20 protein-coding genes are annotated in these 20,399 nt (G+C 70.8%); 11 read left to right on the top strand and 9 right to left on the bottom strand.

Going from position 1 to position 20,399, the window contains the following annotated elements:
• Window positions 1-23: 23 nt before the first annotated feature.
• Complete coding sequence (locus KVT45_RS00440) at window positions 24-1,475, top strand: NCS2 family permease (protein ID WP_217544145.1); 1,452 nt, start codon at window positions 24-26, stop codon at window positions 1,473-1,475.
• 109 nt (window positions 1,476-1,584) lie between these two features.
• Here KVT45_RS00440 and KVT45_RS00435 read toward each other — a convergent pair whose 3' ends face one another.
• Together KVT45_RS00435 and KVT45_RS00430 are read right to left on the bottom strand one after the other, a co-directional pair.
• Window positions 1,585-3,042, bottom strand: a complete 1,458-nt coding sequence (locus KVT45_RS00435) for a penicillin-binding protein 2 (protein WP_217544143.1) — start codon at window positions 3,040-3,042, stop codon at window positions 1,585-1,587.
• Between the two features lie 84 nt (window positions 3,043-3,126).
• Window positions 3,127-3,900 (bottom strand): IclR family transcriptional regulator, encoded by a 774-nt coding sequence (locus KVT45_RS00430; RefSeq protein WP_123978118.1) that lies wholly within the window; start codon window positions 3,898-3,900, stop codon window positions 3,127-3,129.
• A 156-nt stretch (window positions 3,901-4,056) separates the two neighbouring features.
• On the opposite strand from KVT45_RS00430, the gene KVT45_RS00425 reads away from it, so the two are divergent.
• Window positions 4,057-5,586 (top strand): aldehyde dehydrogenase (NADP(+)), encoded by a 1,530-nt coding sequence (locus KVT45_RS00425; RefSeq protein ID WP_308310607.1) that lies wholly within the window; start codon window positions 4,057-4,059, stop codon window positions 5,584-5,586.
• Between the two features lie 271 nt (window positions 5,587-5,857).
• A complete protein-coding gene (locus KVT45_RS00420) occupies window positions 5,858-6,466 on the top strand; it encodes a DUF1349 domain-containing protein (protein ID WP_217544139.1) in 609 nt (202 codons plus the stop codon).
• Here the strand turns inward: KVT45_RS00420 and KVT45_RS00415 are convergent.
• Window positions 6,426-7,817, bottom strand: a complete 1,392-nt coding sequence (locus KVT45_RS00415; RefSeq protein ID WP_217544137.1) for an MFS transporter — start codon at window positions 7,815-7,817, stop codon at window positions 6,426-6,428. The two genes, KVT45_RS00420 and KVT45_RS00415, sit on opposite strands and share 41 nt — an antisense overlap.
• A 70-nt stretch (window positions 7,818-7,887) precedes the next feature.
• On the opposite strand from KVT45_RS00415, the gene KVT45_RS00410 reads away from it, so the two are divergent.
• The 4 genes from KVT45_RS00410 to KVT45_RS00395 all read left to right on the top strand — a co-directional run bounded on the left by KVT45_RS00410 (window position 7,888) and on the right by KVT45_RS00395 (window position 11,350).
• On the top strand, window positions 7,888-8,865 hold the full coding sequence (locus KVT45_RS00410) for a GlxA family transcriptional regulator (protein WP_217544135.1): 978 nt from the start codon (window positions 7,888-7,890) through the stop codon (window positions 8,863-8,865).
• Window positions 8,862-9,365 carry a GNAT family N-acetyltransferase gene (locus KVT45_RS00405; RefSeq protein ID WP_217544133.1) on the top strand — a complete coding sequence of 168 codons (504 nt, stop codon included), beginning with the start codon at window positions 8,862-8,864 and terminating at the stop codon, window positions 9,363-9,365. The genes KVT45_RS00410 and KVT45_RS00405 overlap by 4 nt, the downstream gene beginning before the upstream one ends.
• Before the next feature lie 64 nt (window positions 9,366-9,429).
• The gene (locus tag KVT45_RS00400; protein WP_217544845.1) at window positions 9,430-10,146 is read left to right on the top strand and encodes a DsbA family oxidoreductase; all 717 of its coding nucleotides are present in this window, start codon (window positions 9,430-9,432) and stop codon (window positions 10,144-10,146) included.
• A gap of 142 nt (window positions 10,147-10,288) precedes the next feature.
• The gene (locus KVT45_RS00395; protein WP_217544131.1) at window positions 10,289-11,350 is read left to right on the top strand and encodes an aminotransferase class V-fold PLP-dependent enzyme; all 1,062 of its coding nucleotides are present in this window, start codon (window positions 10,289-10,291) and stop codon (window positions 11,348-11,350) included.
• Window positions 11,351-11,396: 46 nt separating this feature from the next.
• Here the strand turns inward: KVT45_RS00395 and KVT45_RS00390 are convergent, their stop codons facing one another.
• The gene (locus tag KVT45_RS00390; protein ID WP_217544129.1) at window positions 11,397-11,897 is read right to left on the bottom strand and encodes a MarR family winged helix-turn-helix transcriptional regulator; all 501 of its coding nucleotides are present in this window, start codon (window positions 11,895-11,897) and stop codon (window positions 11,397-11,399) included.
• A 152-nt stretch (window positions 11,898-12,049) separates the two neighbouring features.
• Here KVT45_RS00390 and KVT45_RS00385 point away from each other — a divergent pair, with 152 nt between their 5' ends.
• Window positions 12,050-13,111, top strand: a complete 1,062-nt coding sequence (locus tag KVT45_RS00385) for an alkene reductase (RefSeq protein ID WP_217544127.1) — start codon at window positions 12,050-12,052, stop codon at window positions 13,109-13,111.
• Window positions 13,112-13,168: 57 nt separating this feature from the next.
• On the opposite strand, the gene thpD is transcribed toward KVT45_RS00385, so the two are convergent.
• The 5 genes from thpD to KVT45_RS00360 all read right to left on the bottom strand — a co-directional run bounded on the left by thpD (window position 13,169) and on the right by KVT45_RS00360 (window position 17,696).
• A complete protein-coding gene (thpD, locus tag KVT45_RS00380) occupies window positions 13,169-14,056 on the bottom strand; it encodes an ectoine hydroxylase (protein ID WP_217544125.1) in 888 nt (295 codons plus the stop codon).
• Between the two features lie 2 nt (window positions 14,057-14,058).
• On the bottom strand, window positions 14,059-14,457 hold the full coding sequence (locus KVT45_RS00375) for an ectoine synthase (RefSeq protein WP_089100841.1): 399 nt from the start codon (window positions 14,455-14,457) through the stop codon (window positions 14,059-14,061).
• 46 nt (window positions 14,458-14,503) lie between these two features.
• Complete coding sequence (gene ectB / locus KVT45_RS00370) at window positions 14,504-15,775, bottom strand: diaminobutyrate--2-oxoglutarate transaminase (RefSeq protein WP_217544123.1); 1,272 nt, start codon at window positions 15,773-15,775, stop codon at window positions 14,504-14,506.
• Between the two features lie 9 nt (window positions 15,776-15,784).
• Window positions 15,785-16,300 (bottom strand): diaminobutyrate acetyltransferase, encoded by a 516-nt coding sequence (gene ectA / locus KVT45_RS00365; protein ID WP_217544121.1) that lies wholly within the window; start codon window positions 16,298-16,300, stop codon window positions 15,785-15,787.
• Between the two features lie 295 nt (window positions 16,301-16,595).
• Complete coding sequence (locus KVT45_RS00360) at window positions 16,596-17,696, bottom strand: aminotransferase class V-fold PLP-dependent enzyme (protein ID WP_217544844.1); 1,101 nt, start codon at window positions 17,694-17,696, stop codon at window positions 16,596-16,598.
• Between the two features lie 218 nt (window positions 17,697-17,914).
• Between KVT45_RS00360 and KVT45_RS00355 the strand changes: the two genes are divergently transcribed.
• Genes KVT45_RS00355 through KVT45_RS00345 form a run of 3 tightly spaced genes read left to right on the top strand, consistent with a single transcriptional unit; the run spans window position 17,915 to window position 20,369 of the window.
• On the top strand, window positions 17,915-18,769 hold the full coding sequence (locus tag KVT45_RS00355; protein ID WP_217544119.1) for an ABC transporter substrate-binding protein: 855 nt from the start codon (window positions 17,915-17,917) through the stop codon (window positions 18,767-18,769).
• Complete coding sequence (locus tag KVT45_RS00350) at window positions 18,766-19,602, top strand: amino acid ABC transporter permease (RefSeq protein WP_217544117.1); 837 nt, start codon at window positions 18,766-18,768, stop codon at window positions 19,600-19,602. The genes KVT45_RS00355 and KVT45_RS00350 overlap by 4 nt, the downstream gene beginning before the upstream one ends.
• On the top strand, window positions 19,599-20,369 hold the full coding sequence (locus KVT45_RS00345) for an amino acid ABC transporter ATP-binding protein (protein WP_217544116.1): 771 nt from the start codon (window positions 19,599-19,601) through the stop codon (window positions 20,367-20,369). The genes KVT45_RS00350 and KVT45_RS00345 overlap by 4 nt, the downstream gene beginning before the upstream one ends.
• Window positions 20,370-20,399: the final 30 nt, after the last annotated feature.

The raw sequence follows: 20,399 nt of genomic DNA, 5'->3' as shown, positions 1-20,399 counted from the left end.
CCCAGGGGACGAGGAGTACGACCATGTCCGAGACGCAGAAGGTGGACCGGCCGCAGGGGGCCGCGCCACCTGCCGGGAACGGCGTCGACCGGTTCTTCAAGATCTCCGAACGGGGATCCACCTTCGGCCGCGAGATACGCGGCGGCTTCGCCACGTTCTTCACCATGGCCTACATCCTTGTCCTGAACCCCATCATCCTCGGCAGCGCCAAGGACAAGTTCGGCCACACCCTCGACACCGGCCAACTCGTCACCGCCACCGCGCTGGTGGCCTGCGTCATGACGGTCGTCATGGGCGTCGGCGGCAACCTGCCCCTCGCCATCGCCGCCGGTCTCGGCCTCAACGCCGTCGTGGCCTTCCAACTGGCACCGCTGATGAGCTGGTCCGACGCGATGGGCCTGGTCGTCCTCGAAGGCCTGCTGATCTGTGTGCTCGTCCTGACCGGCCTGCGCAAGGCGATCATGAACGCCATCCCGCAGCAGCTGAAGCAGGCGATCGGCGTCGGCATCGGCCTGTTCATCGCGTTCATCGGCTTCGTCGACGCGGGTTTCGTCAGCCGGATCCCGGACGCCGCGGACACCACCGTGCCGGTGCAGCTGGGGGCCGTCGGACGGCTCACCGGCTGGCCCGTGCTCGTCTTCTGCGTTGGCGTGCTCCTGACCATCGCGCTGGTCGCGCGGAAGGTGAAGGGCGCGATCCTGATCAGCATCGTCACGATGACCCTGGTGGCGATCGTCATCAACTCCGCCGCCGACATCAAGAGCTGGGGCCTGACCACGCCGAAGATCCCCGACAAGATCGTGGGCACGCCCGACTTCGGGCTCGTCGGTCACTTCAGCCTGTTCGGCGGTTTCGCCAAGGCCGGTGTCCTGACGGCCGTACTGCTGGTCTTCACCCTGATCCTGTCCGACTTCTTCGACGCCATGGGCACGATCGTCGGCATCAGCGCGGAGGCCGGGCTGCTCGACGAACAGGGGCAGGTGCCGGGCATCGGGCGGGTGCTGTTCATCGACGGCGCGGCGGCGGTGGCCGGCGGCCTCGGCTCGGCCTCCTCCAACACGGCGTACATCGAGTCGGCGGCGGGGGTGGGGGAGGGCGCGCGCACCGGCTTCGCCAACCTGATCACCGGCGGCCTGTTCGGCCTGGCCCTCTTCCTCACGCCGCTGCTCACCATCGTCCCGCTCCAGGCGGCGGCGCCCGCGCTGATCGCCGTGGGCTTCCTGATGATGACCCACGTCAAGCACATCGACTGGGACAAGTACGAGATCGCGATCCCGGCGTTCCTGACGATCGCCGCGATGCCGTTCACCTACTCCATCACGGACGGCATCGGGGCGGGGTTCCTGGCGTACGTCGTGATCAAGGCGGTGCTGGGGAAGGCGAAGGAGGTCAACTGGCTTCTGTGGGCCGTTTCGGCGTTGTTCCTGGTGTACTTCGCGATTGATCCGGTGGAGCAGGTGCTGGGGGTGAAGTAGGGGGTGGGGCGCGGGGGTGCGTTGGAGGCCGCGGGTTCGTCGTGGCTGGTCGCGCCCGCGCGGCGGTAGCCGCAAATCGACTACCGCCCCGCGCCCCTTACAGGGCGCTTTACTTCAGCGCTGCTTGCATCATCGCCTTGGCCACAGGAGCCGCCAGCCCGTTGCCGCTGACCTCCGACCGCGCCGCGTCCGACTGCTCGACCAGGACCGCCACCGCGACCTCCTTGCCCGTGCTGTCGGACTTGCCGTACGACGTGAACCAGGCGTACGGCGTCTTGCTGTTGTTCTCGCCGTGCTGGGCCGTGCCCGTCTTGCCGCCCACCGTCACGCCGTCGATCAGCGCGTTCGTGCCCGTGCCGTCCTTGACGACCGTCTCCATCGCGGACTGCAACTGCTCCGCGGTCGAGGAGCTGACGATCTGCTTGCTGCCCGCCTCGTCGTCGTAGTCCTTCAGCACGTCACCGCCGCTGTCGGTGATCTGCGAGACCATGTGCGGGGAGACCAGCTTGCCGCCGTCGGCTATCGCAGCCGACACCATGGCCATCTGGAGCGGGGTCGCCGTGACGTCGAACTGGCCGATGCCGGAGAGGCCGGTCTGGGCCTTGTCCATGCCGGAGGGGTAGACGCTGGCGTACGCGCGCACCGGCACGTCCAGCTTGGCGTCGTTGAAGCCGAACTTCTCGGCCATCGCCCGGACCTTGTCCTGGCCCAGGTCGACGGCCATCTTCCCGAAGACGTTGTTGCAGGAGTACCGCAGGGCGGTGCGGATCGAGGCGTTCTCGCAGGGTGCCGCGGTGTTCTCGTTCTTCAGCGGGGTCGTCGTGCCGGGCAGGGTGTACGGGTCCGGGCTGTCGGTCTTCGTGTCGACGTTCGCGTAGAGGCCGTCCTCCAGGGCCGCCGCCGCGACCACCAGCTTGAACGTCGAGCCCGGCGGCAGCGGCTGGCGCAGTGCCCGGTTGGTGAGCGGCTTGTCGCTGTCGGCGGTCAGCTTCTTCCAGGCCGTGCCGGCGGTGTTGGCGTCGGTGAGCGAGGAGGGGTCGTACGACGGGGTCGACACGACCGCCAGGATCTTGCCGGTCTCCGGGTCGATCGCGACCGCCGCGCCCTTGTTGCCGCCGAGCGCCCGGTACGCCGCCTTCTGGACGCCCGGGTCGATCGTCGTGATCACGTTGCCCGGCTCGGCGCGCTCGCCGGTGACCGTGTCCATGACCGTCCTGAGCCGGCTGTCGGTGCCGTTGAGCAGGTCCTGGTAGATGCCCTCCAACTGGGTCGGGGCATAGCTCTGCGAGGCATAGCCCGTCACCGCCGCGTACAGCTTGCCGTCCGTGTACGTGCGCTTGTACCTGAGGTCGCTGCTGCCCGACGTCCTGGTCGAGCCGGTGATCGACTCACCGGCCACGATGATGTTCCCGAGCGGCTGTGAGTACGTCTCGATGACGTTGCGCCGGTTGTCCGTGTCGTCCGCGAGAGCCTGGCCGTCGTAGAACTGCACCCATGTCGCCCTGACCAGCAGAGCGACCACGAGCAGCAGTGCGAAGACGGACGCCCGCCTGATCGTTTTGTTCATCCCGCTCAGACAGACGAGCGAACAGGGGGCCTCCGTTCCATGCGGCCGGATTTCTCATCGTCCGCTCATGCGAGCCCCGCCGGGTCAGAGCCGGCGCGTCGCCAGCGTCAGGCGGTCCCGCGCGTCGAACAGGGCGTCCTTGATCATCTGTTCATGAGCCGGGGTGAGGCGGGCCACCGGGACCGAGCAGCTGATCGCGTCGCGGGCCGGGGTGCGGTAGGGGATCGCCACGCCGAAGCAGCGCAGCCCGAGCGTGTTCTCCTCGCGGTCGATCGCGAAACCCTGCTCGCGGATCTGGTGGAGCTCCTCGATGAGCTTCTCGCGGTCCGTGATGGTGTGCTCGGTGAGAGCGGGGAGCGTCTCCGGCAGCAGTTTGCGGACCTGCTCGTCGGTGTGGGTGGCGAGCAGCGCCTTGCCGAGCGAGGTGGAGTGCGCGGGCAGGCGGCGGCCGACCCGGGTGAAGGGGCGCAGGTAGTGCTGGGACTGGCGGGTGGCCAGGTAGACCACGTTCGTGCCGTCGAGACGCGCCAGGTGGATGGTCTCCGTGGTGTCGTCGGAGAGCCGGTCCAGGGTCGGGCGGGCCGCCGCGACCACCTCGTCGCCGTCGATGTACGACGTGCCGACCAGCAGGGCCCGCACCCCGATGCCGTACCGGGTGCCGGTCGCGTCCGTCTCCACCCAGCCCAGCTCCACCAGTGTGCGCAGCAGCATGTAGAGGCTGGACTTGGGATATCCGACGGCCTCCTGGACGGCCGCGAGGGAGTGCATACCGGGCCGGCCGGCGAAGTACTCCAGCAACTCCACGGTCCGTACCGCGGACTTGACCTGTGCCCCGCCGCCTGTCTCGCCTGCCGACATCGCCCTTGACCCCTTCGTTGGACGAGAAACCGAGGTTATAGTCTCCAACAGCATATTCATCATCAGAGACAGCGTTCAGTATATCGAACATCCCTGGTGAATGACCCGGATATGACCCGGATATTGCGGCAGGACGCAACCATGGAGGGACCCGCGGTGGCAGCAGCACCAGTCTGGAGTGTCGACCCGCGCACCGGGAAGCAGCGTGAACAGGTTGCGGTGGAGGCCACAGCCGAGGAGGTCGACGCGGTCGTCACGGCCGCGCACGCCGCCCGCGGCTTCCTCGCCGACCGCACGGTCCGCGCCGCCTTCCTGCGCTCGGCCGCCGCCGGACTCGACGCGGCGAAGGACCGGCTGGTCGAGGCCGCCGACGCGGAGACCGCGCTCGGCCCCGTCCGGCTGACCGGGGAACTCGCCCGTACCGGCTACCAGCTGCGGGCCTTCGCCGACATCGTCGACGAGGGCGCCTTCCTCGACGTCATCATCAACCACCCCGACGCCACCGCCACCCCGCCCATCCCGGACCTGCGCCGCTACAAGGTCCCGCTGGGTGTCGTCGCCGTCTACTCGGCCTCCAACTTCCCCTTCGCCTTCTCCGTCGCCGGCGGCGACACCGCGAGCGCGCTGGCCGCCGGCAACCCGGTCGTCGTCAAGGCCCACCCCGACCACCCGGCCCTGTCCGAGCTGGTCGCCAAGGTGCTGCGCCTGGCCGCGGCCGAGCACGGCATCCCGGAGGCCGTCGTCGGTCTCGTGCACGGCTTCCAGGCCGGCATCGAGCTGATCGGTCACCCGCTGGTCGCCGCCGCGGGCTTCACCGGTTCCGTCCGGGGCGGACGTGCGCTCTTCGACGCGGCCGCCGCGCGTGCGGTGCCGATCCCGTTCCACGGCGAGCTGGGCTCCCTGAACCCGGTCCTCGTCACGGAGGCCGCGGCCACCGAGCGGGCCGAGGAGATCGGTACCGGGCTCGCCGGGTCGATGACGCTGGGCGTCGGGCAGTTCTGCGTGAAGCCGGGCCTGGTGCTGGTGCCGGCCGGCGCCGCCGGTGACGGCCTGGTCAAGTCCCTCACGGACGCGGTCAGCAACACCGACGCGGGCGTGCTGCTCGACCACCGGATGCGGGACAACTTCGTCGCCGGGGTCGCGGAGCGCGCCGGACTCCCCGACGTGGAGACCCCGGTGACGCCCGGGGCGGGCGGCGAGCACACCGTGAGCGCCGGGTTCCTGACGGTGCCGGCGGCGAGGCTGGCCGAGGAGGGGGCCCATGACCTGCTCATCGAGGAGTGCTTCGGGCCGGTGACCGTGGTGGTCCGCTACGAGGACCGGGGTGAGGCGACGTCGGTGCTGTCACGGCTGCCGGGGAACCTCACGGCGACGGTGCATGTCTCTGCCGAGGAGGCCGCGGGGGAGGGGCTGGGGGCGGAGATCCTCGCGGAGCTGACGCCGCTGGCCGGGCGCGTGCTGGTGAATGGCTGGCCGACGGGGGTCGCCGTGGCCCCGGCCCAGCATCACGGCGGGCCGTACCCGGCCACCACGTCCACGTCGACTTCTGTGGGCGGTACGGCCATCGAGCGGTGGCTGCGGCCGGTGGCCTATCAGGGGGCGCCTGCCGCGCTGCTGCCGGCGGAGCTTCGGGACGAGAACCCGCTGGGGCTTCCCCGGCGGTTCAACGGGGTCCTGGAGCGTTAGCGCCGTAGGGGCGTGGGGTGGTTCGGCGGGTGCGGGTCGTCCGTGGCCGCTCGCGCAGTTCCCCGCGCCCCTGGGTCGGCTGGGCTTGCCCTGGCTTTCACGCTCGGGGCCACGGCCCTTTGGGGTGGCCGGGCTTGGCCTGGCTTTCACGCTCGGTTTCGCGGCCCTTTGGGTCGGCCGGGCCCGCCCCGGCTTTCACGCTCGGTTTCGCGGCCCTTCGGGGTTGGCTGCCCGTGCGTATGTCGAATGGTTCTGCTGACACAATCTGACCATGGACGTCGAACTTCCCGAACTTCCTTTCTCCCTCCGTACCTATGGGCCCGACGGGCACTGGTTCTATGAGGACGGGGTGCTCACCGGGTGGGCCGGGGCCCGGCAGGACCGGTTCGTGTCGCCCACCGGGGAGGCGCTGGATCCCGCCTCGGACGCGCCCCGGCTGCTCGGGGCGCCCGAAGGGGACTTCCAGCTGATCGCCCGGGTCACCGTCGGGTTCGGTGCCGCCTTCGACGCCGGTGTGCTGTACGTCCATGTCGGCGACCGGGCCTGGGCCAAGCTCTGCCTGGAGAACTCCCCGGACGTGCCCACCGTCTGCACCGTGGTCACCCGGGGGCACTCCGACGACTCCAACGCCTTCACGGTGGAGGGAAGTTCGGTCTGGCTGCGGATCAGCCGGACCGGGCGGGCGCTCGCCTTCCACGCCTCCCGGGACGGCAAGAAGTGGGTCTTCGTGCGACTGTTCACCCTGGGCGGCGAGAAGGAGACGGAGGGCGCCCTGGTCGGCTTCATGACCCAGTCGCCCATAGGGGAGGGGTGTGTGGTGACGTACGACCACATCGAGTTCAGGCCCGACTGGCCGGCCGACCTGCGCGACGGAAGCTGAGGACGAAGGTCACGGCGAACAGGACCGCGGCCAGTGTCAGACTCGCCCGCATTCCCGCGGCGAAGCCGCCGCCGACCAGGGCGCCGAACACCGCGATCCCGAGTCCGCCGGCCACCTGCCGTGCCGCGTTGAGCACCCCGGCCGCCAGGCCCGCACGCTCGGCCGGCACGGCCTCCATCATGACGACGGTCAGCGGCGGCACGGTCAGCGCGCAGCCGAGCGCCATCGGGACCAGCAGGACGGCCACCACGACGGCGGGCGTGCCGGAGCCGACGGTCAGCAGGCCCAGCAGTCCGGCCGCGGCCAGCGCCTGGCCGATCAGCATCGGCAGCCGCGGTCCGTAGCGGGCCGCCAGTTTTCCGGACACGACGTTCGTCACCCCGATCAGCCCGGACATCGGCAGGAACAACAGCCCGGTGTACAGCGCTGAACGGCCCTGTACCTGCTGGAAGAAGAGCGAGAAGACGAACACCACGCCGTAGAAGGCCACGCTGCACGCCACCCCGGCTGCCACGGACACCCGTACCGCCCCGTCCCGGAACAGCTCCAGCGGGACGACCGGGTGCGCCTGCCGTCGCTCGACGCGGACGAACAGGACGGCGGCCGCCAGTGCCACGGCGAAGGCCGCGAGTCCCGGCGTACCGCCCTCGATGACCGCGAAGGTGAGGGCGGTGAGGGTGACCACGGCGGTGAGCTGGCCGGGCAGGTCCAGTGGGGCCGGGCGGCGCTCCGAGCGCGGGGCGCGCACCAGCAGGAGCAGGGCGACCGCCCCGAGCGGCAGGTTGATGAAGAAGATCCCGCGCCAGTTCCAGGCCGCGGTCAGCGCGCCGCCCGCCACCGGGCCCAGCGCCAGCGCGACCGAGCCGCCGGCTCCCCACAGCGCCACCGCCTTCGCACGCTGTGCGGGATCCGCGTACGCGTGCCGTACCAGGGAGAGCGACGCCGGGAGTACGACGGCCGCCGCGGCGCCCTGCACCACGCGTGCGCCGATCAGCACCGGGAGGGTCGGGGCCAGGCCGCAGGCCGCCGAGGCGAGGGTGAAGACGGCGATGCCGATGCCGTACGCCCGGCTCGCCCCGGCCCGGTCCGCGAAGGCGCCGGTGGAGAGCATCAGGGCGGCGAAGGCCAGCGTGTAGGCGTCCACCGTCCACTGGAGTCCGGACAGGCCGCCGCCGAGCGCCGAGCCGATCGCGGGCAGGGCCACGTTCACCACGGACGCGTCGAGGGTGATGAGTGCGAAGCCCAGCAGGGCGGCGGTCAGGGTGAGGGCGGGGGTGTAGCTGGGCCCCTTCCTCAACTCGCCTTTTCCGGTGTCGAGTCGGGCGGGCCGTCGGGTCTGGTCGGTTGGCATGGCTCCATGCTGCTGATCGGCCGCGGCGTACAGTAGTGGCCCGAAAGCCATGCATCCGGAGGTTCTGGCCATGCTGCGAGTAGCGGTTGTCGCGTCGCCGCCCGTGTCGATGTTCAACCTCGCCATCCCGGAGCTGCTGTTCGACAAGGTCGAGGTCGACGGGCGGCCCGGGTACGAGGTGGTGATCTGCGCGCCCGACCCCGGCCCGGTGCCCACGACGGGCGGCCTGGACCTGCACGTCCCGCACGGGCTGGAGGCGCTGCGGGAGGCGGACACCGTGATCGTGGCCGGCACCGGCAAGCTCTACTCGCCGGACCCCCGGGTGCTGGCGGCGCTGCGCGAGGCCGCCGACGCGGGGGTGCGCATCGCCTCCATCTGCACCGGCGCCTTCTCGCTCGCCGAGGCCGGACTGCTCAAGGGCCGCAGGGCGACCACCTACTGGGCGCACGCCGACGAACTGCGCCGCCGTCACCCCGACGTCGAGGTCCAGGGCGACGTCCTCTACGCCCAGGACGGCCCGTTCCTCACCTCCTCCGGGTACGCCGCCGGCATCGACCTGTGCCTGCACCTCATCCGCACCGACTACGGCGCCGCCGTCGCCAACGAGGTCGCCCGCCTCGCCCTGGTCGCGCCCGTACGGCCCGGCGGGCAGACCCAGTTCACCCACACCCCGCTGCCGCCCGAGCGCGGCACCGCCTGCGCCGACACCCGCGGCTGGGCCATGCGCAACCTCGACAAGCCGCTCACCCTCACCGACCTGGCCCGGCACGCCGGGGTCTCCGTGCGCACCCTCACCCGCCGTTTCCACGCCGAGAGCGGGGTCAGCCCGCTGCAGTGGCTGCTGCACCAGCGCGTCGAGAGGGCCAAGGAGTTGCTGGAGACCACCACGCTCGCCATGGACCAGGTGGCCGCCGCCTGCGGCCTCGGCACCGCCGACTCCCTCCGCGCCCACCTGGTCCGCCGCACCGGGCTCACCCCGAGCGCGTACCGGGCCCAGTTCAGCCGGCACGGAACCGGCGAAGGCGCGGTCACGTCCTCCGTTGCATGATCAGTGACCGTGTGAAGGGGCTCCGCGTGATCCGTACGGCCCTGTCCGCGGAGGCGGAGACGATTGCCGCGCTGCACCACCGGGCCCGGTCGACGTACTACCCGGACGGCCTCCCGGACGACGGCATCGACTGGACGGCCGCCTGGCGCGGCGCCGTCGAGCGGCCCGACAGGCAGGTGCTGTGCGTGGTGGAAGCGGGCGCCGTCATCGGGGTCGCCTCCTTCCGTACCCCGGAGGGCGCCGCTGCCGAAACGGTCAAGCTGTTCCAGTTCCTTGTCGACCCCGACCGCTGGCGGGCCGGTGTCGGCACCGCCCTGCACGCCGCCTGCCTGGAGCAGTGGCGGGCCGAGGGCAGGCGGACCGCCGTGCTGGACGTGCACGTCGACAACCGGCGCGCCCAGGCCTTCTACGCCCGCCAGGGCTGGGTGCCGGACCCGGAGAACCCGCCGGCCGAAGGCGATCACCACGTGTACCTGCGGTACGCGGTGGGCGGGGAATGACGCGGGCTGATTGAAGGTTCAGGTAGTTGACAGATTTCTTGTGACTACCTGGAGAGCCGACAACATGCGCGTCGAGATCTGGTCCGATATCGCTTGCCCTTGGTGCTATGTCGGAAAAGCGCGTTTTGAGAAGGCGCTCGCCGCCTTCCCGCACCGCGACGACGTCGAGGTCGTGCACCGCTCCTTCGAGCTGGACCCCGGCCGCGCCAAGGACGACGTCCAGCCCGTGCTCGCCATGCTCATCAAGAAGTACGGCATGAGCGAGGCGCAGGCCCAGGCCGGCGAGGAGAACCTGGGCGCGCAGGCCGCCGCCGAAGGACTGGCGTACCGGACCCGGGGGCGCGACCACGGCAACACCTTCGACATGCACCGGCTGCTGCACTTCGCCAAGGAGCAGGGCCGCCAGGACGAGCTGATCCAGATCCTGTACCGGGCGAACTTCGCCGAGGAGCGGTCCGTCTTCAGCGAGGGCGAAGAGCGGCTCGTGGAGCTGGCCGCGGAGGCCGGGCTGGACTCGGCGGCCGTGCGCGAGGTGCTCGCCGACCCCTCCCGCTACGCCGAGGAGGTCCGCGCCGACGAGCGCGAGGCCGCCGAGCTCGGTGCGAACGGGGTGCCGTTCTTCGTCCTCGACCGGAAGTACGGGGTCTCGGGGGCCCAGCCCGCCGAGTTGTTCACGCAGGCGCTCAGCCAGGCCTGGGGAGCGCGTTCCCCGCTGAAGCTCATCGACGAGGGCGGCGCGGAGGCCTGCGGGCCTGACGGGTGCGCGGTGCCGCAGCACTGAGAAAGCGGCTGGGCAGCCGCTGGGCAGCCGCTGGGCAGGCGCTGGGAAAGTACAGGTCAGGGCCGTCGTATAAGCGTCGCTTGGCGGATCCAGGTAGAAATCCGCAATGGACGGGGGGTTCCCCGGGCCGCAGAGTGGACGCATGGAGACCACGGAGACGTTCGAGAGCCTCGTCCGCGCCGAGTTCACCCCGAAGAGCACCTACCTCAACACCGCCAGCAACGGCCTGCTGCCCGCCCGTACCGTGGCCGCCCTGCACGAGGCGGCACTGCTGCGGGCCGAAGGCCGGCCCCTGACCTCGCTGTACGAGGACGTCGAAGCGTGCCGGGCCGCCTATGCCCGGCTCGCCGGCGTCCCGGCCACCCGGGTCGCGGCGGGCGCCTCGGTCGCCGCGCACTCCGGCGTGATCGCCGCCTCGCTGCCGGCCGGCGCCGAAGTCCTCACCGCCGAGGACGACTTCACCTCCGTACTGAACCCCTTCCACGTCCGCGGCGACCTCAAGGTCCGCGCGGTGCCGCTGGAGCGCGTCGCCGAGTCCGTCCGGCCGGGCACCGCCCTCGTCGCGGTCAGCGCGGCGCAGTCGGCGGACGGCCGGATCGCCGACCTGCCCGCGCTGCGCGAGGCCGCCCGCGCGCACGGGGCCCGCACCTACGTCGATTTCTCCCAGGCGGCCGGCTGGCTGCCGATGGACGCCGACGCGTACGACTTCACCGCGTCCGTCTCCTTCAAGTGGCTGCTCGGCCCGCACGGCGCGGCCTTCCTCGTGGTCCCCGAGGACTTCGGCGGGCTGACACCGGTCCTCGCGGGCTGGGTCGCGGGCGAGGAGCCGTGGGACAGCTGCTACGGCCCGGTCGCCGAACTCGCCCACTCCGCCCGGCGGTTCGACCTCACCCACGCCCTGTTCACGTTCGCCGGCCTGCGCCGCTCGCTCGACCTGATCGAGGAACTCGGCGTGGCCGCCGTGCACGCCCACGACGTGGGCCTCGCCGACCGGTTCCGCGCCGGGCTCGCGGTCCTCGGACACGAGCCGGTGCCCGCCCCCGGCTCGGCGATCGTCTCGGTCCCCGGGCTCGGCGGCCGTCAGCCCGAGCTGAGCCGGGCGGGCATCGAGGTCTCCAACCGCGCGGGCAACCTGCGCGCCGCCTTCCACCTCTTCAACACGCCCGCCGACGTGGACCGCCTGCTCGACGCCCTCGCGGGCTGACCGGGCTGACCGGGCTGGTCGGGCTGACCTGTCGGGTCGGACCGGGTCAGGTCCGTGCCGCGTTGCGGGTCCACAGGTTGGCCTCGACCCGGCCGAGCAGGGTGAGCAGCTGCGCACGCTCGGCCGGGTCCAGACCGGCGAGGCTCTCCTCCTCCAGCGCGGTCCACACCCGCTCCACCTCGGTCAGCAGCCGGGCCCCGGACTCGGTGGCCTCCACCAGCACCGCGCGCCGGTCCGCGGGGTCCGGCAGCCGCCGCACCTGGCCGGCCTGCTCCAGCCGCTGGAGCATCTTGGTCACCGTGGAAGGGTCCAGGCCGAGCATCTTTATCAGGTCCGCCTGCCGGGCCGGGCCGTTCTCCCACAGGTGCATCATCACCAGCTCCTGGCCCGGATAGAGGCCGAGCCCGCGCAGCAGCCCGGCGGCGGCGGTGCGGTGCAGCCGCGCCACACGGCTCAGCGCGTGGCTGACCGGACCGCCCTGGGCGGCCGCGGGCAGCACACAGCCGCATCCGGCCGCGTGCGCCGCCGGTTCCTTGGTGGCGTCCATCGTCGCTCCCGCACCTCTCCGACTTCCGGGTAACCGTCCTCGAAGCCTACTCAGACCCGCTCGGAGGGATTTAATTGGTCGGCCAACGACTGGGGTAGAGTAGGCGGCGCCGTTTTGCTTGGCCGACCAATAAAAGCATCTCTGGAGACGCCGTGACCACTGCCTTCGAACCGATCGACCTCCCCGGGCACCGCCTGGCCAACCGCATCGCGATGGCTCCGATGACGCGCAGCCGCGCTGCGCAGGGCGGTCTGCCCACCGCGCTCATGGCGGAGTACTACACCCAGCGCGCCTCCGCGGGCCTGATCGTGACCGAGGGCATCCAGCCCTCGGCGGTCGGCCAGGGCTACCCGGACACCCCCGGCCTGCACAGCGCCGAGCAGATCGCCGCCTGGCGCACCGTCACCGACGCCGTGCACGCCGCCGGCGGCCTGATCTTCGCCCAGCTCATGCACACGGGCCGGATCGGCCACCCCGACCTGCTGCCGGACGGGCTGGTCAACGTCGCGCCCTCCGCGGTCACCGCCCGCGGCCAGGTGTACACCCACGAGGGCCCGAAGGACTTCGTCGAGCCGCGCGCGCTGACCGACGGCGAGGTCCACGCCACCGTCGCCGAGTACGCGGCCGCCGCCCGGGCCGCCGTGGCGGCCGGCTTCGACGGCGTCGAGCTGCACGGCGCCAACGGTTACCTGATCCACCAGTTCCTGGCCCCGGGCAGCAACCGGCGCACCGACGAGTGGGGCGGCTCCCCGGCCGCCCGCATCCGGTTCGCGGTGGCGGCCGTCAAGGCGGTGGCGGAGGCCATCGGCGCCGAGGGCACCGCCCTGCGGCTGTCCCCGGGCAACCCGTTCAACGACATCGACGAGCCCGAGCCGGAGCCGGCGTACACGGCGCTGGTCGATGCGGTGGAGCCGCTGGGCCTGGCGTATCTGCACGTGATGGAGGTGCCGGGCACCCGGGAGCTGACCACCGCGCTGCGCAAGCGGTTCAGCGGGGTGTTCGTCCTCAACCCGGCGACCGAGGGCCCCACCGGCCCGGCGGCCCTCGCCCTCGTCGAGGACGGCACGGCCGACCTCGTCTCCTACGGACAGCTCTTCCTCGCCAACCCGGACCTCCCGGCCCGGCTCAAGGCCGGCGGCCCGTTCAACACCGCGAACCCGGCGACGTTCTACGGCGGCGGGGCCGAGGGATACACGGACTACCCGGCACTGTGACACGGCCCGGGGGCCGCCACGGCGGTCGTGGCGGCCCCCGGACGCAAGGCGAGGTGCTCAGCGGATCGGGGTGAAGTCCCGTGCCCCAATGAACTCCGGCCGGCGCACCGGCGCGGCGAACGGCTCCACCGCCGTGTTCTCCACGCTGTTGAACACGATGAAGACGTTGCTGCGCGGGAACGGGGTTATGTTCTCGCTGCTGCCGTGCATGCAGTTGCAGTCGAACCAGGTCGCCGAACCGGCCCTGCCGGTGAACAGCCTGATGCCGTACTCGGCCGCCATCCCGGTCAGCGCCGCGTCCGACGGTGTGCCCGCGTCCTGCATCTGCAGCGACTTCTTGTAGTTGTCCTCGGGCGTGGCGCCGGCGCAGCCCAGGAACGTCCTGTGCGAGCCCGGCATGATCATCAGGCCGCCGTTGGTGTCGTGGTTCTCGGTCAGGGCGATCGAGACGGACACCGTGCGCATGTTCGGCAGGCCGTCCTCGGCGTGCCAGGTCTCGAAGTCCGAGTGCCAGTAGAAGCCGCCGGCCCCGAACCCGGGCTTGACGTTGATCCGGGACTGGTGGACGTACACGTCCGAGCCGAGGATCTGCCGGGCCCGGCCGACCACCCGCTCGTCGCGCACCAGGTCCGCGAACACCTCGCTGATCCGGTGCACCTCGAAGACGGACCGGATCTCCTCGGACTTCGGTTCCACGATGGCGCGCTCGTCGGCCCGGACCGCCGGGTCGGCGAGCAGTCGCTCCAACTCCCTCCGGCAGAGCGTGACTTCCTCGTCGCCGATGAGCTGCTCGACGGTGAGGAAGCCGTCGCGCTCGAACGCCTCCAGCCGGTCCGCGGTGATCGGGCCGGGCGCGCCGGGCGCCGACCAGACGACCGGGTCCCTGCGGGGGACGGCGACCTCGGCGGGGCCGCGGCTCGGGTACAGGTCGGTGATCGTGGTCATGGTCAGCCCTCCTCCGTCAGCAGGGGATAGACGCCGTTCTCGTCGTGGTCCTCCCGGCCGGTGACCGGCGGGTTGAACACGCAGACGCAGCGGAAGTCCTCCTTGACGCGCAGCGTGTGGCGTTCGTGCCCGTCGAGGAGGTACATGGTCCCGGGCGTGATCCGGTACGACGTCCCGGTCTCGTGGTCGGTCAGCTCGGCCTCGCCCTCGACGCAGACGACGGCCTCGATGTGGTTGGCGTACCACATCGACGTCTCCGTGCCCGCGTACAGGACCGTCTCGTGCAGCGAGAAGCCGACCCGCTCCTTCGCGAGGACGATGCGTTTGCTCTCCCAGGTCCCGGACGCGGACCTCACATGGCGGTCGGTGCCTTCGATCTCCTTGAACGAACGGACGATCACGGTGGTGTACAGCCTCCTTGGTTCGATCCGGCTTGTCCCGATCCGGTCAGACGGTTTCGCGGACGGCCCGGGCGAGGATGCTCAGCCCCTCGTCCAGCTCGTCCGGGGTGACGGTCAGGGCGGGCAGCAGCTTGACGACCTCGCTCTCCGGCCCCGACGTCTCGATGAGCAGCCCGAGTTCGAAGGCGCGGCCCGCGATCCGCCCGGCCCGCTCCTTCTCCTGGAACTCCAGGCCCCACACCAGGCCCCGCCCCCGGTACTCCCGCACGTCGGCGAGGTTCTCCTCGACGATCGCGATGAGCCCCTGTTCGACCTGCTCGCCCTTGGCCCGGGTCTGCTTCTCCATCGCCGGGCCGTCGGCCCAGTAGGTCTCCAGGGCGGCGGTCGCGGTGACGAAGGCGGGGTTGTTGCCGCGGAAGGTGCCGTTGTGCTCGCCGGGCTCCCACACGTCCAGTTCGGGCCGGAACAGGCACAGGGACATGGGCAGTCCGTAGCCGCTGATGGACTTCGAGACGGTGACGATGTCGGGGACGATCCCCGCCTCCTCGAAGGAGAAGAAGGCACCGGTCCGCCCGCAGCCCATCTGGATGTCGTCGACGATCAGCAGCATGTCCTGCCGCTCGCAGAGCGCCTTGAGGGCGCGCAGCCATTCGGGCCGGGCGACGTTGATGCCGCCCTCGCCCTGCACGGTCTCCACGATCACCGCGGCCGGCTTGTTGAGCCCGGACCCCTGGTCCTCAAGGAGCCGCTCGAACCAGAGGAAGTCCGGCACGGTCCCGTCGAAGTAGTTGTCGAACGGCATCGGCGTCCCGTGCACCAGCGGGATCCCGGCCCCGGCCCGCTTGAAGGCGTTGCCGGTGACGGCCAGCGACCCGAGGGACATCCCGTGGAAGGCGTTGGTGAACGACACGATCGCCTCACGTCCCTTCACCTTCCGGGCGAGCTTGAGAGCCGACTCGACGGCGTTCGTCCCCGTCGGCCCCGGGAACATGACCTTGTACGGCAGCTCGCGCGGCCGCAGCACCAGGTCCTGGAAGGTCTGCAGGAACGACCGCTTGGCCACCGTCGACATGTCGAGGCCGTGGGTGACCCCGTCCCGTTCCAGGTAGTCCAGCAACGCCCGTTTCAGCACGGGGTTGTTGTGGCCGTAGTTGAGTGATCCGGCGCCGGCGAAGAAGTCGAGGAACTCGTGGCCGTCCTCGTCGTGCATGCGGCTGCCCCGGGCCCGGTCGAACACGGTCGGCCAGCCGCGGCAGTAGCTGCGGACCTCGGACTCCAGGGTCTCGAAGACGCTGAGGTCGGGCTGGGTGATGGTCACGGGGGCTCCTCAGTGCGATGTGGGGGTCAAGGGGCCGATGCGGTACAGGACTTCGGGGTCGTGCGGACCGTCGGGGAACTCACCGGCCTCGAACAGCACCGAGCGCTCGACGGTGGCGCCGTGCCGGGCGGCGTACGAGGTGAACAGCCGCTCGGAGGCGGTGTTGCCGGGCGTGATGGTGGTCTCGACGGCGGTGAGCGGCCGGTCGGCGGCCACCTGTGCCGTGAGCCCGTCCAGCAGCCGGGCCGCGACGCCGTGCCCGCGCTGCGCGGCGTCCACGGCCACCTGCCAGACGAGCAGCGTGTCCGGCCGGTCCGGCCGGGTGTATCCGGTCACGAACCCGACGGGCTCGCCGTCCGCGCCGCGCGCCACCGCCGAGGTGCCGGCGAAATCCCGGCACCACAGCAGATAGCTGTAGGAGGAGTTCAGATCGAGGCTTCCGGAATCCCTGGCCATACGCCAGAGAGCGGCGCCGTCGGTCACCAGCGGGCGGTCGACGATCAGGTCTGCTTGTGGGGCAGTCATGCGGATTGAATTTAGCGAGGCAAATACAAAAATGCACGGCAGGTGGAGTCGACGACTCAACCTGCCCTGCCTGTATGTGTCGATATGACCCACTGCAAAGCGGGCAAATGGCCCGGCTGTGTGGGGTGCGTCACAGGGGTGAAATCCGGAGGAAATTCCCTCGGTTTAGCTTCGCAAAAAGCGGGCAGAAGAACTCGGGTGAGCCGTCGAATGAAAGGGAATTCGAATTTACTTTGAATTCGGATGCCGGTGGCGCCGTCGATACACTTCCGCCGGCGCCCGCCGGCCGGGCCGTCTACCGCCAGGCGGACTCCACCGCCTGCCGGGCCCCCTCCGGGTCCACCGTCAGCCCCCGCCGTACCAGTCCCGCGCCGAGCGCCGCCAGGCTCGACCGGACGGCGTCGGCCGTCGCGTCCACCCCGTAGTGGTTGACCCGGATCATCTCCTTGGCCAGCGCGCCCCCGCCCGCGGCCAGCGGCAGGGTGCCGTCGCCCGCCAGGGCCTCGGCGACCAGTTCCGACGCCACCACGCCCGACGGCACCCGCAGTGTCGTGGCCACCGGTGCCGCGTCGGACTCCGCGTGGACGTACGGTTCCAGGCCGCCGCCCAGGGCCACCGCACCCGCCCGGGTGGCCAGCGCGGCCGTGCGGTGCCGGGTCATCACGGTGTCCAGGCCGTCCGCCTCGATCCGCTCCAGGCACGCCTCCAGCGCCAGCATCTCCAGCTGTGCCGGAGCGTGCAGCAGCACCTTGCGGCCGCCGTCGACCCAGCGCTCCTTCCAGTCCAGCAGGGAGAGGTACGAGCGGCGCGGGGCCTGCGGGTTCGCCGCCATCCGGGCCCACGCCCGCTCGCTCACCGAGACCGCCGAGACGCCCGCCGGACCGCCCATGGCCTTCTGGGCCCCGATCACGCACAGGTCCACGCCCCACGCGTCCGGCAGCACCGGCTCGGCCCCGACCGAGGCGACCGCGTCCAGGTAGAAGAGGGCGCCGTGGGCCCGTACCACCTCGCCGATCTCCGCGACCGGGTTGGTGTTGCCGGTCGCCGCCTCCGCGTGCACCAGGGAGACGAAGTCGATCTCCGGGTGCGCGGCGAACGCCTCCCGGATCTGCCCGGCCGTCACCGCCGTGTGGAACGGCACCGCGAGGTCGACCACCGTCGCGCCGCAGTCCCGCAGCCAGTTCCCGAACGTCTGCCCGTACGGGCCGGTGATCACGTTCAGCGCGGTGGTGCCGGGCCCGGCCGCCGCCCTGATCGCCCCCTCCAGTGGCAGCAGCGCCTCGCCCTGCGTGATCACGACGTCCTGCCGGGTGTCCAGCAGGCGGGCCACCCGCTCCTCGATCGCGGCGAAGCGGGCCGCGGTCAGCGGGGGCAGGTCGAGGAAGGGGTGGGTCACGGCGGTGCTCTCCTCAGTCACGGACAGGTGGATCAAGACGAGCGTAACCGGCACCCGTCCACGCCTCCGACCGGCGACTTCTTAGGCCGGACGGCTCCACCGCCATGGGTTTGGTTTGAGGAACCCAAACATCTCCTTATAATCGGAACCCGCAGAATCGGAATCCAAAGCTCCCTCACAGCTTCGCGGGGAGCCTCCACAGACCTACGGGAGGTCTCGTGACCACGCTCCTCGGGCACCGCCGGGCTCGCGCCCTGGCCGCCGTCACCGCCGCGGCCGGGCTGGCCCTCGTGGCCGGCTGCACGTCGAGCGGCAACGGCTCCAGCGCCTCCAGAACGGCCGCCGGCGGGGTCGTACTCGTCAAGGCCGGGCAGCTCACCACCTGCACCCACCTGCCGTACCCGCCGTTCCAGTCGGAGATCGACGGCAAGGTGCAGGGCTTCGACGTCTCGATGATCGACCTGGTCGCCAAGAACCTCGGCGTGAAACAGCAGATCCTCGACACGCCGTTCGAGAACTTCAAGACCGGTGCCTTCCTCAACTCGGGCGAGTGCGACCTGGCCGCGGCCGGCATGACCATCACCGCCGAGCGCAAGAAGAACGTCGACTTCTCCGACCCCTACTTCGACGCCACCCAGGCCCTCCTCGTCGACAAGAACAGCGGCATCACCTCGCTCGCCGACGCCAAGGCCAAGAAGGTCCAGCTGGGCGCCCAGGCGCAGACCACCGGCGAGGACTACGTCAAGAAGCAGGGCTTCGACCCGGTCTCCTTCGAGTCCTCCGACGCCGTCCTCAACGGCCTGCGCACCGGCCAGGTCAAGGCCGTCGTCATCGACTACCCGGTGGTCCAGGGCTGGCTGAAGGACAAGGCCAACGCGAACGCCTTCCAGGTCGCAGGCAACATCAACACCGGTGAGCAGTACGGCTTCACGGTGAAGAAGGGCAACACCAAGCTCCTCGCCGCCGTCAACAAGGCGATCGCCGACGCCAAGGCCGACGGCACGTACAAGAAGCTGTACGAGAAGTGGATCGGTCCCTACGACGCCTCGGCCGCGTCCCCCGCCGCCTCATGACCGTCGGCACGGACACCGGACTCCAGCCTCGCAGGAAAGGCCTGACCCGGACGCAGAAGCGCCGGCTGTCGCGCGGCGCGCAGTATGTCGTCTTCGTGGCCGCCGTGGTCGCCTTCGCCGCCGGCGCGGACTGGGGACGGCTCCAGAACCAGTTCGCCCAGTGGGACATCGCAAAGCAGATGTTCCCTGACGTCATCACGCTGGCGCTGAAGAACACCGTGCTCTACACCGTGTCCGGGTTCGTCGTCGGACTGACCCTCGGCATGGTGATCGCGCTGATGCGGCTGTCGTCGGTCGGCCCCTACCGCTGGCTGGCCGGCATCTACATCGAGATCTTCCGCGGCCTGCCCGCCCTGCTGATCTTCATCTTCATCGGCGTCGCCGTCCCACTTGCCTTCCCCGGCACGGAGATCGTCGGCGGCACCTACGGCAAGGTGGCCCTCGCACTCGGTCTGGTCGCCGCCGCCTACATGGCCGAGACGATCCGCGCGGGCATCCAGGCGGTCCCCAAGGGGCAGTTGGAGGCGGCCCGTTCACTGGGCTTCTCACCCGCCCGTGCGATGGTCTCGATCATCCTCCCGCAGGCGTTCCGCATCATCCTCCCGCCGCTGACCAATTCGCTGGTGCTCCTCTTCAAGGACTCCTCCCTGGTCCTCTTCCTCGGCGTCACCCTGGAGGAGCGCGAACTGTCCAAGTACGGCCGCGACCTGGCCAGTACGACCGCCAACTCCACGCCGATCCTCGTCGCCGGCCTGTGCTACCTGCTGGTCACGATCCCGCTCGGCTTCCTCGTCCGCCGCATGGAGGCGAAGGCCCGGAAGGCCGTCAAATGAGCCGACCCGAGATCGAGGTGAAGGGCCTGCACAAGTCCTTCGGCGACAACGAGGTGCTGCGCGGCATCGACCTGGAGATCGGCCAGGGCGAGGTCGTCTGCGTGATCGGCCCGTCCGGCTCCGGCAAGTCGACGCTGCTGAGGTGCGTCAACCTCCTGGAAGAGCCCACCCAGGGGCAGGTGTTCGTCGGCGGCACCGAGTTGACGGACCCGGACGTCGACATCGACGCCGTGCGCCGCCGTATCGGCATGGTCTTCCAGCAGTTCAACCTGTTCCCGCATCTGACGGTGACCGAGAACCTCACGCTGCCGCAGCGCCGGGTGCTCCGGCGGGACAAGGCGCGGGCCGCGCGCGTGGCCGCCGAGAACCTCTCCCGCGTGGGCCTGTCGGAGAAGGCGGACGCCTACCCCGCCTCTCTCTCCGGCGGCCAGCAGCAGCGGGTGGCGATCGCCCGTGCGCTGTCGATGGGCCCCGAGGTGATGCTCTTCGACGAGCCGACGTCGGCCCTCGACCCGGAGCTGGTCGGGGACGTCCTGGCGGTGATGCGGATGCTGGCGCAGGAGGGCATGACCATGATGGTGGTCACCCACGAGATGACCTTCGCCCGCGAGGTCGCCGACCGGGTGGTCTTCATGGACGGCGGAGTGATCGTGGAGGAGGGCACCCCCGACCGGGTCATCGGCAACCCCGCGCATGACCGGACCCGCCACTTCCTGTCACGGCTGCTGGATCCGGCGATGGCGGACGTGGAGGAGGATGCCTCTTAGCGCGCCCCGGGAACGCGCCCCAAAGGGGCG

The sequence above is a fragment of the Streptomyces sp. GbtcB6 genome (assembly GCF_019091475.1).
Lineage (GTDB): Bacteria > Actinomycetota > Actinomycetes > Streptomycetales > Streptomycetaceae > Streptomyces > Streptomyces hyaluromycini.
Note: the sequence above shows the minus strand (reverse complement) of the source record. Positions and strands in the feature narration are given on the sequence as shown.

What these genes read in the sequence shown, in the direction of transcription:
- KVT45_RS00440 (WP_217544145.1), top strand. Translation starts at nt 24, where the DNA reads ATGTCCGAGACGCAGAAGGTGGACCGGCCGCAGGGGGCCGCGCCACCT.
- KVT45_RS00435 (WP_217544143.1), bottom strand. Translation starts at nt 3,042, where the DNA reads ATGAACAAAACGATCAGGCGGGCGTCCGTCTTCGCACTGCTGCTCGTG.
- KVT45_RS00430 (WP_123978118.1), bottom strand. Translation starts at nt 3,900, where the DNA reads ATGTCGGCAGGCGAGACAGGCGGCGGGGCACAGGTCAAGTCCGCGGTA.
- KVT45_RS00420 (WP_217544139.1), top strand. Translation starts at nt 5,858, where the DNA reads ATGGACGTCGAACTTCCCGAACTTCCTTTCTCCCTCCGTACCTATGGG.
- KVT45_RS00415 (WP_217544137.1), bottom strand. Translation starts at nt 7,817, where the DNA reads ATGCCAACCGACCAGACCCGACGGCCCGCCCGACTCGACACCGGAAAA.
- KVT45_RS00410 (WP_217544135.1), top strand. Translation starts at nt 7,888, where the DNA reads ATGCTGCGAGTAGCGGTTGTCGCGTCGCCGCCCGTGTCGATGTTCAAC.
- KVT45_RS00405 (WP_217544133.1), top strand. Translation starts at nt 8,862, where the DNA reads ATGATCAGTGACCGTGTGAAGGGGCTCCGCGTGATCCGTACGGCCCTG.
- KVT45_RS00400 (WP_217544845.1), top strand. Translation starts at nt 9,430, where the DNA reads ATGCGCGTCGAGATCTGGTCCGATATCGCTTGCCCTTGGTGCTATGTC.
- KVT45_RS00395 (WP_217544131.1), top strand. Translation starts at nt 10,289, where the DNA reads ATGGAGACCACGGAGACGTTCGAGAGCCTCGTCCGCGCCGAGTTCACC.
- KVT45_RS00390 (WP_217544129.1), bottom strand. Translation starts at nt 11,897, where the DNA reads ATGGACGCCACCAAGGAACCGGCGGCGCACGCGGCCGGATGCGGCTGT.
- thpD (WP_217544125.1), bottom strand. Translation starts at nt 14,056, where the DNA reads ATGACCACGATCACCGACCTGTACCCGAGCCGCGGCCCCGCCGAGGTC.
- ectA (WP_217544121.1), bottom strand. Translation starts at nt 16,300, where the DNA reads ATGACTGCCCCACAAGCAGACCTGATCGTCGACCGCCCGCTGGTGACC.
- KVT45_RS00350 (WP_217544117.1), top strand. Translation starts at nt 18,766, where the DNA reads ATGACCGTCGGCACGGACACCGGACTCCAGCCTCGCAGGAAAGGCCTG.
- KVT45_RS00345 (WP_217544116.1), top strand. Translation starts at nt 19,599, where the DNA reads ATGAGCCGACCCGAGATCGAGGTGAAGGGCCTGCACAAGTCCTTCGGC.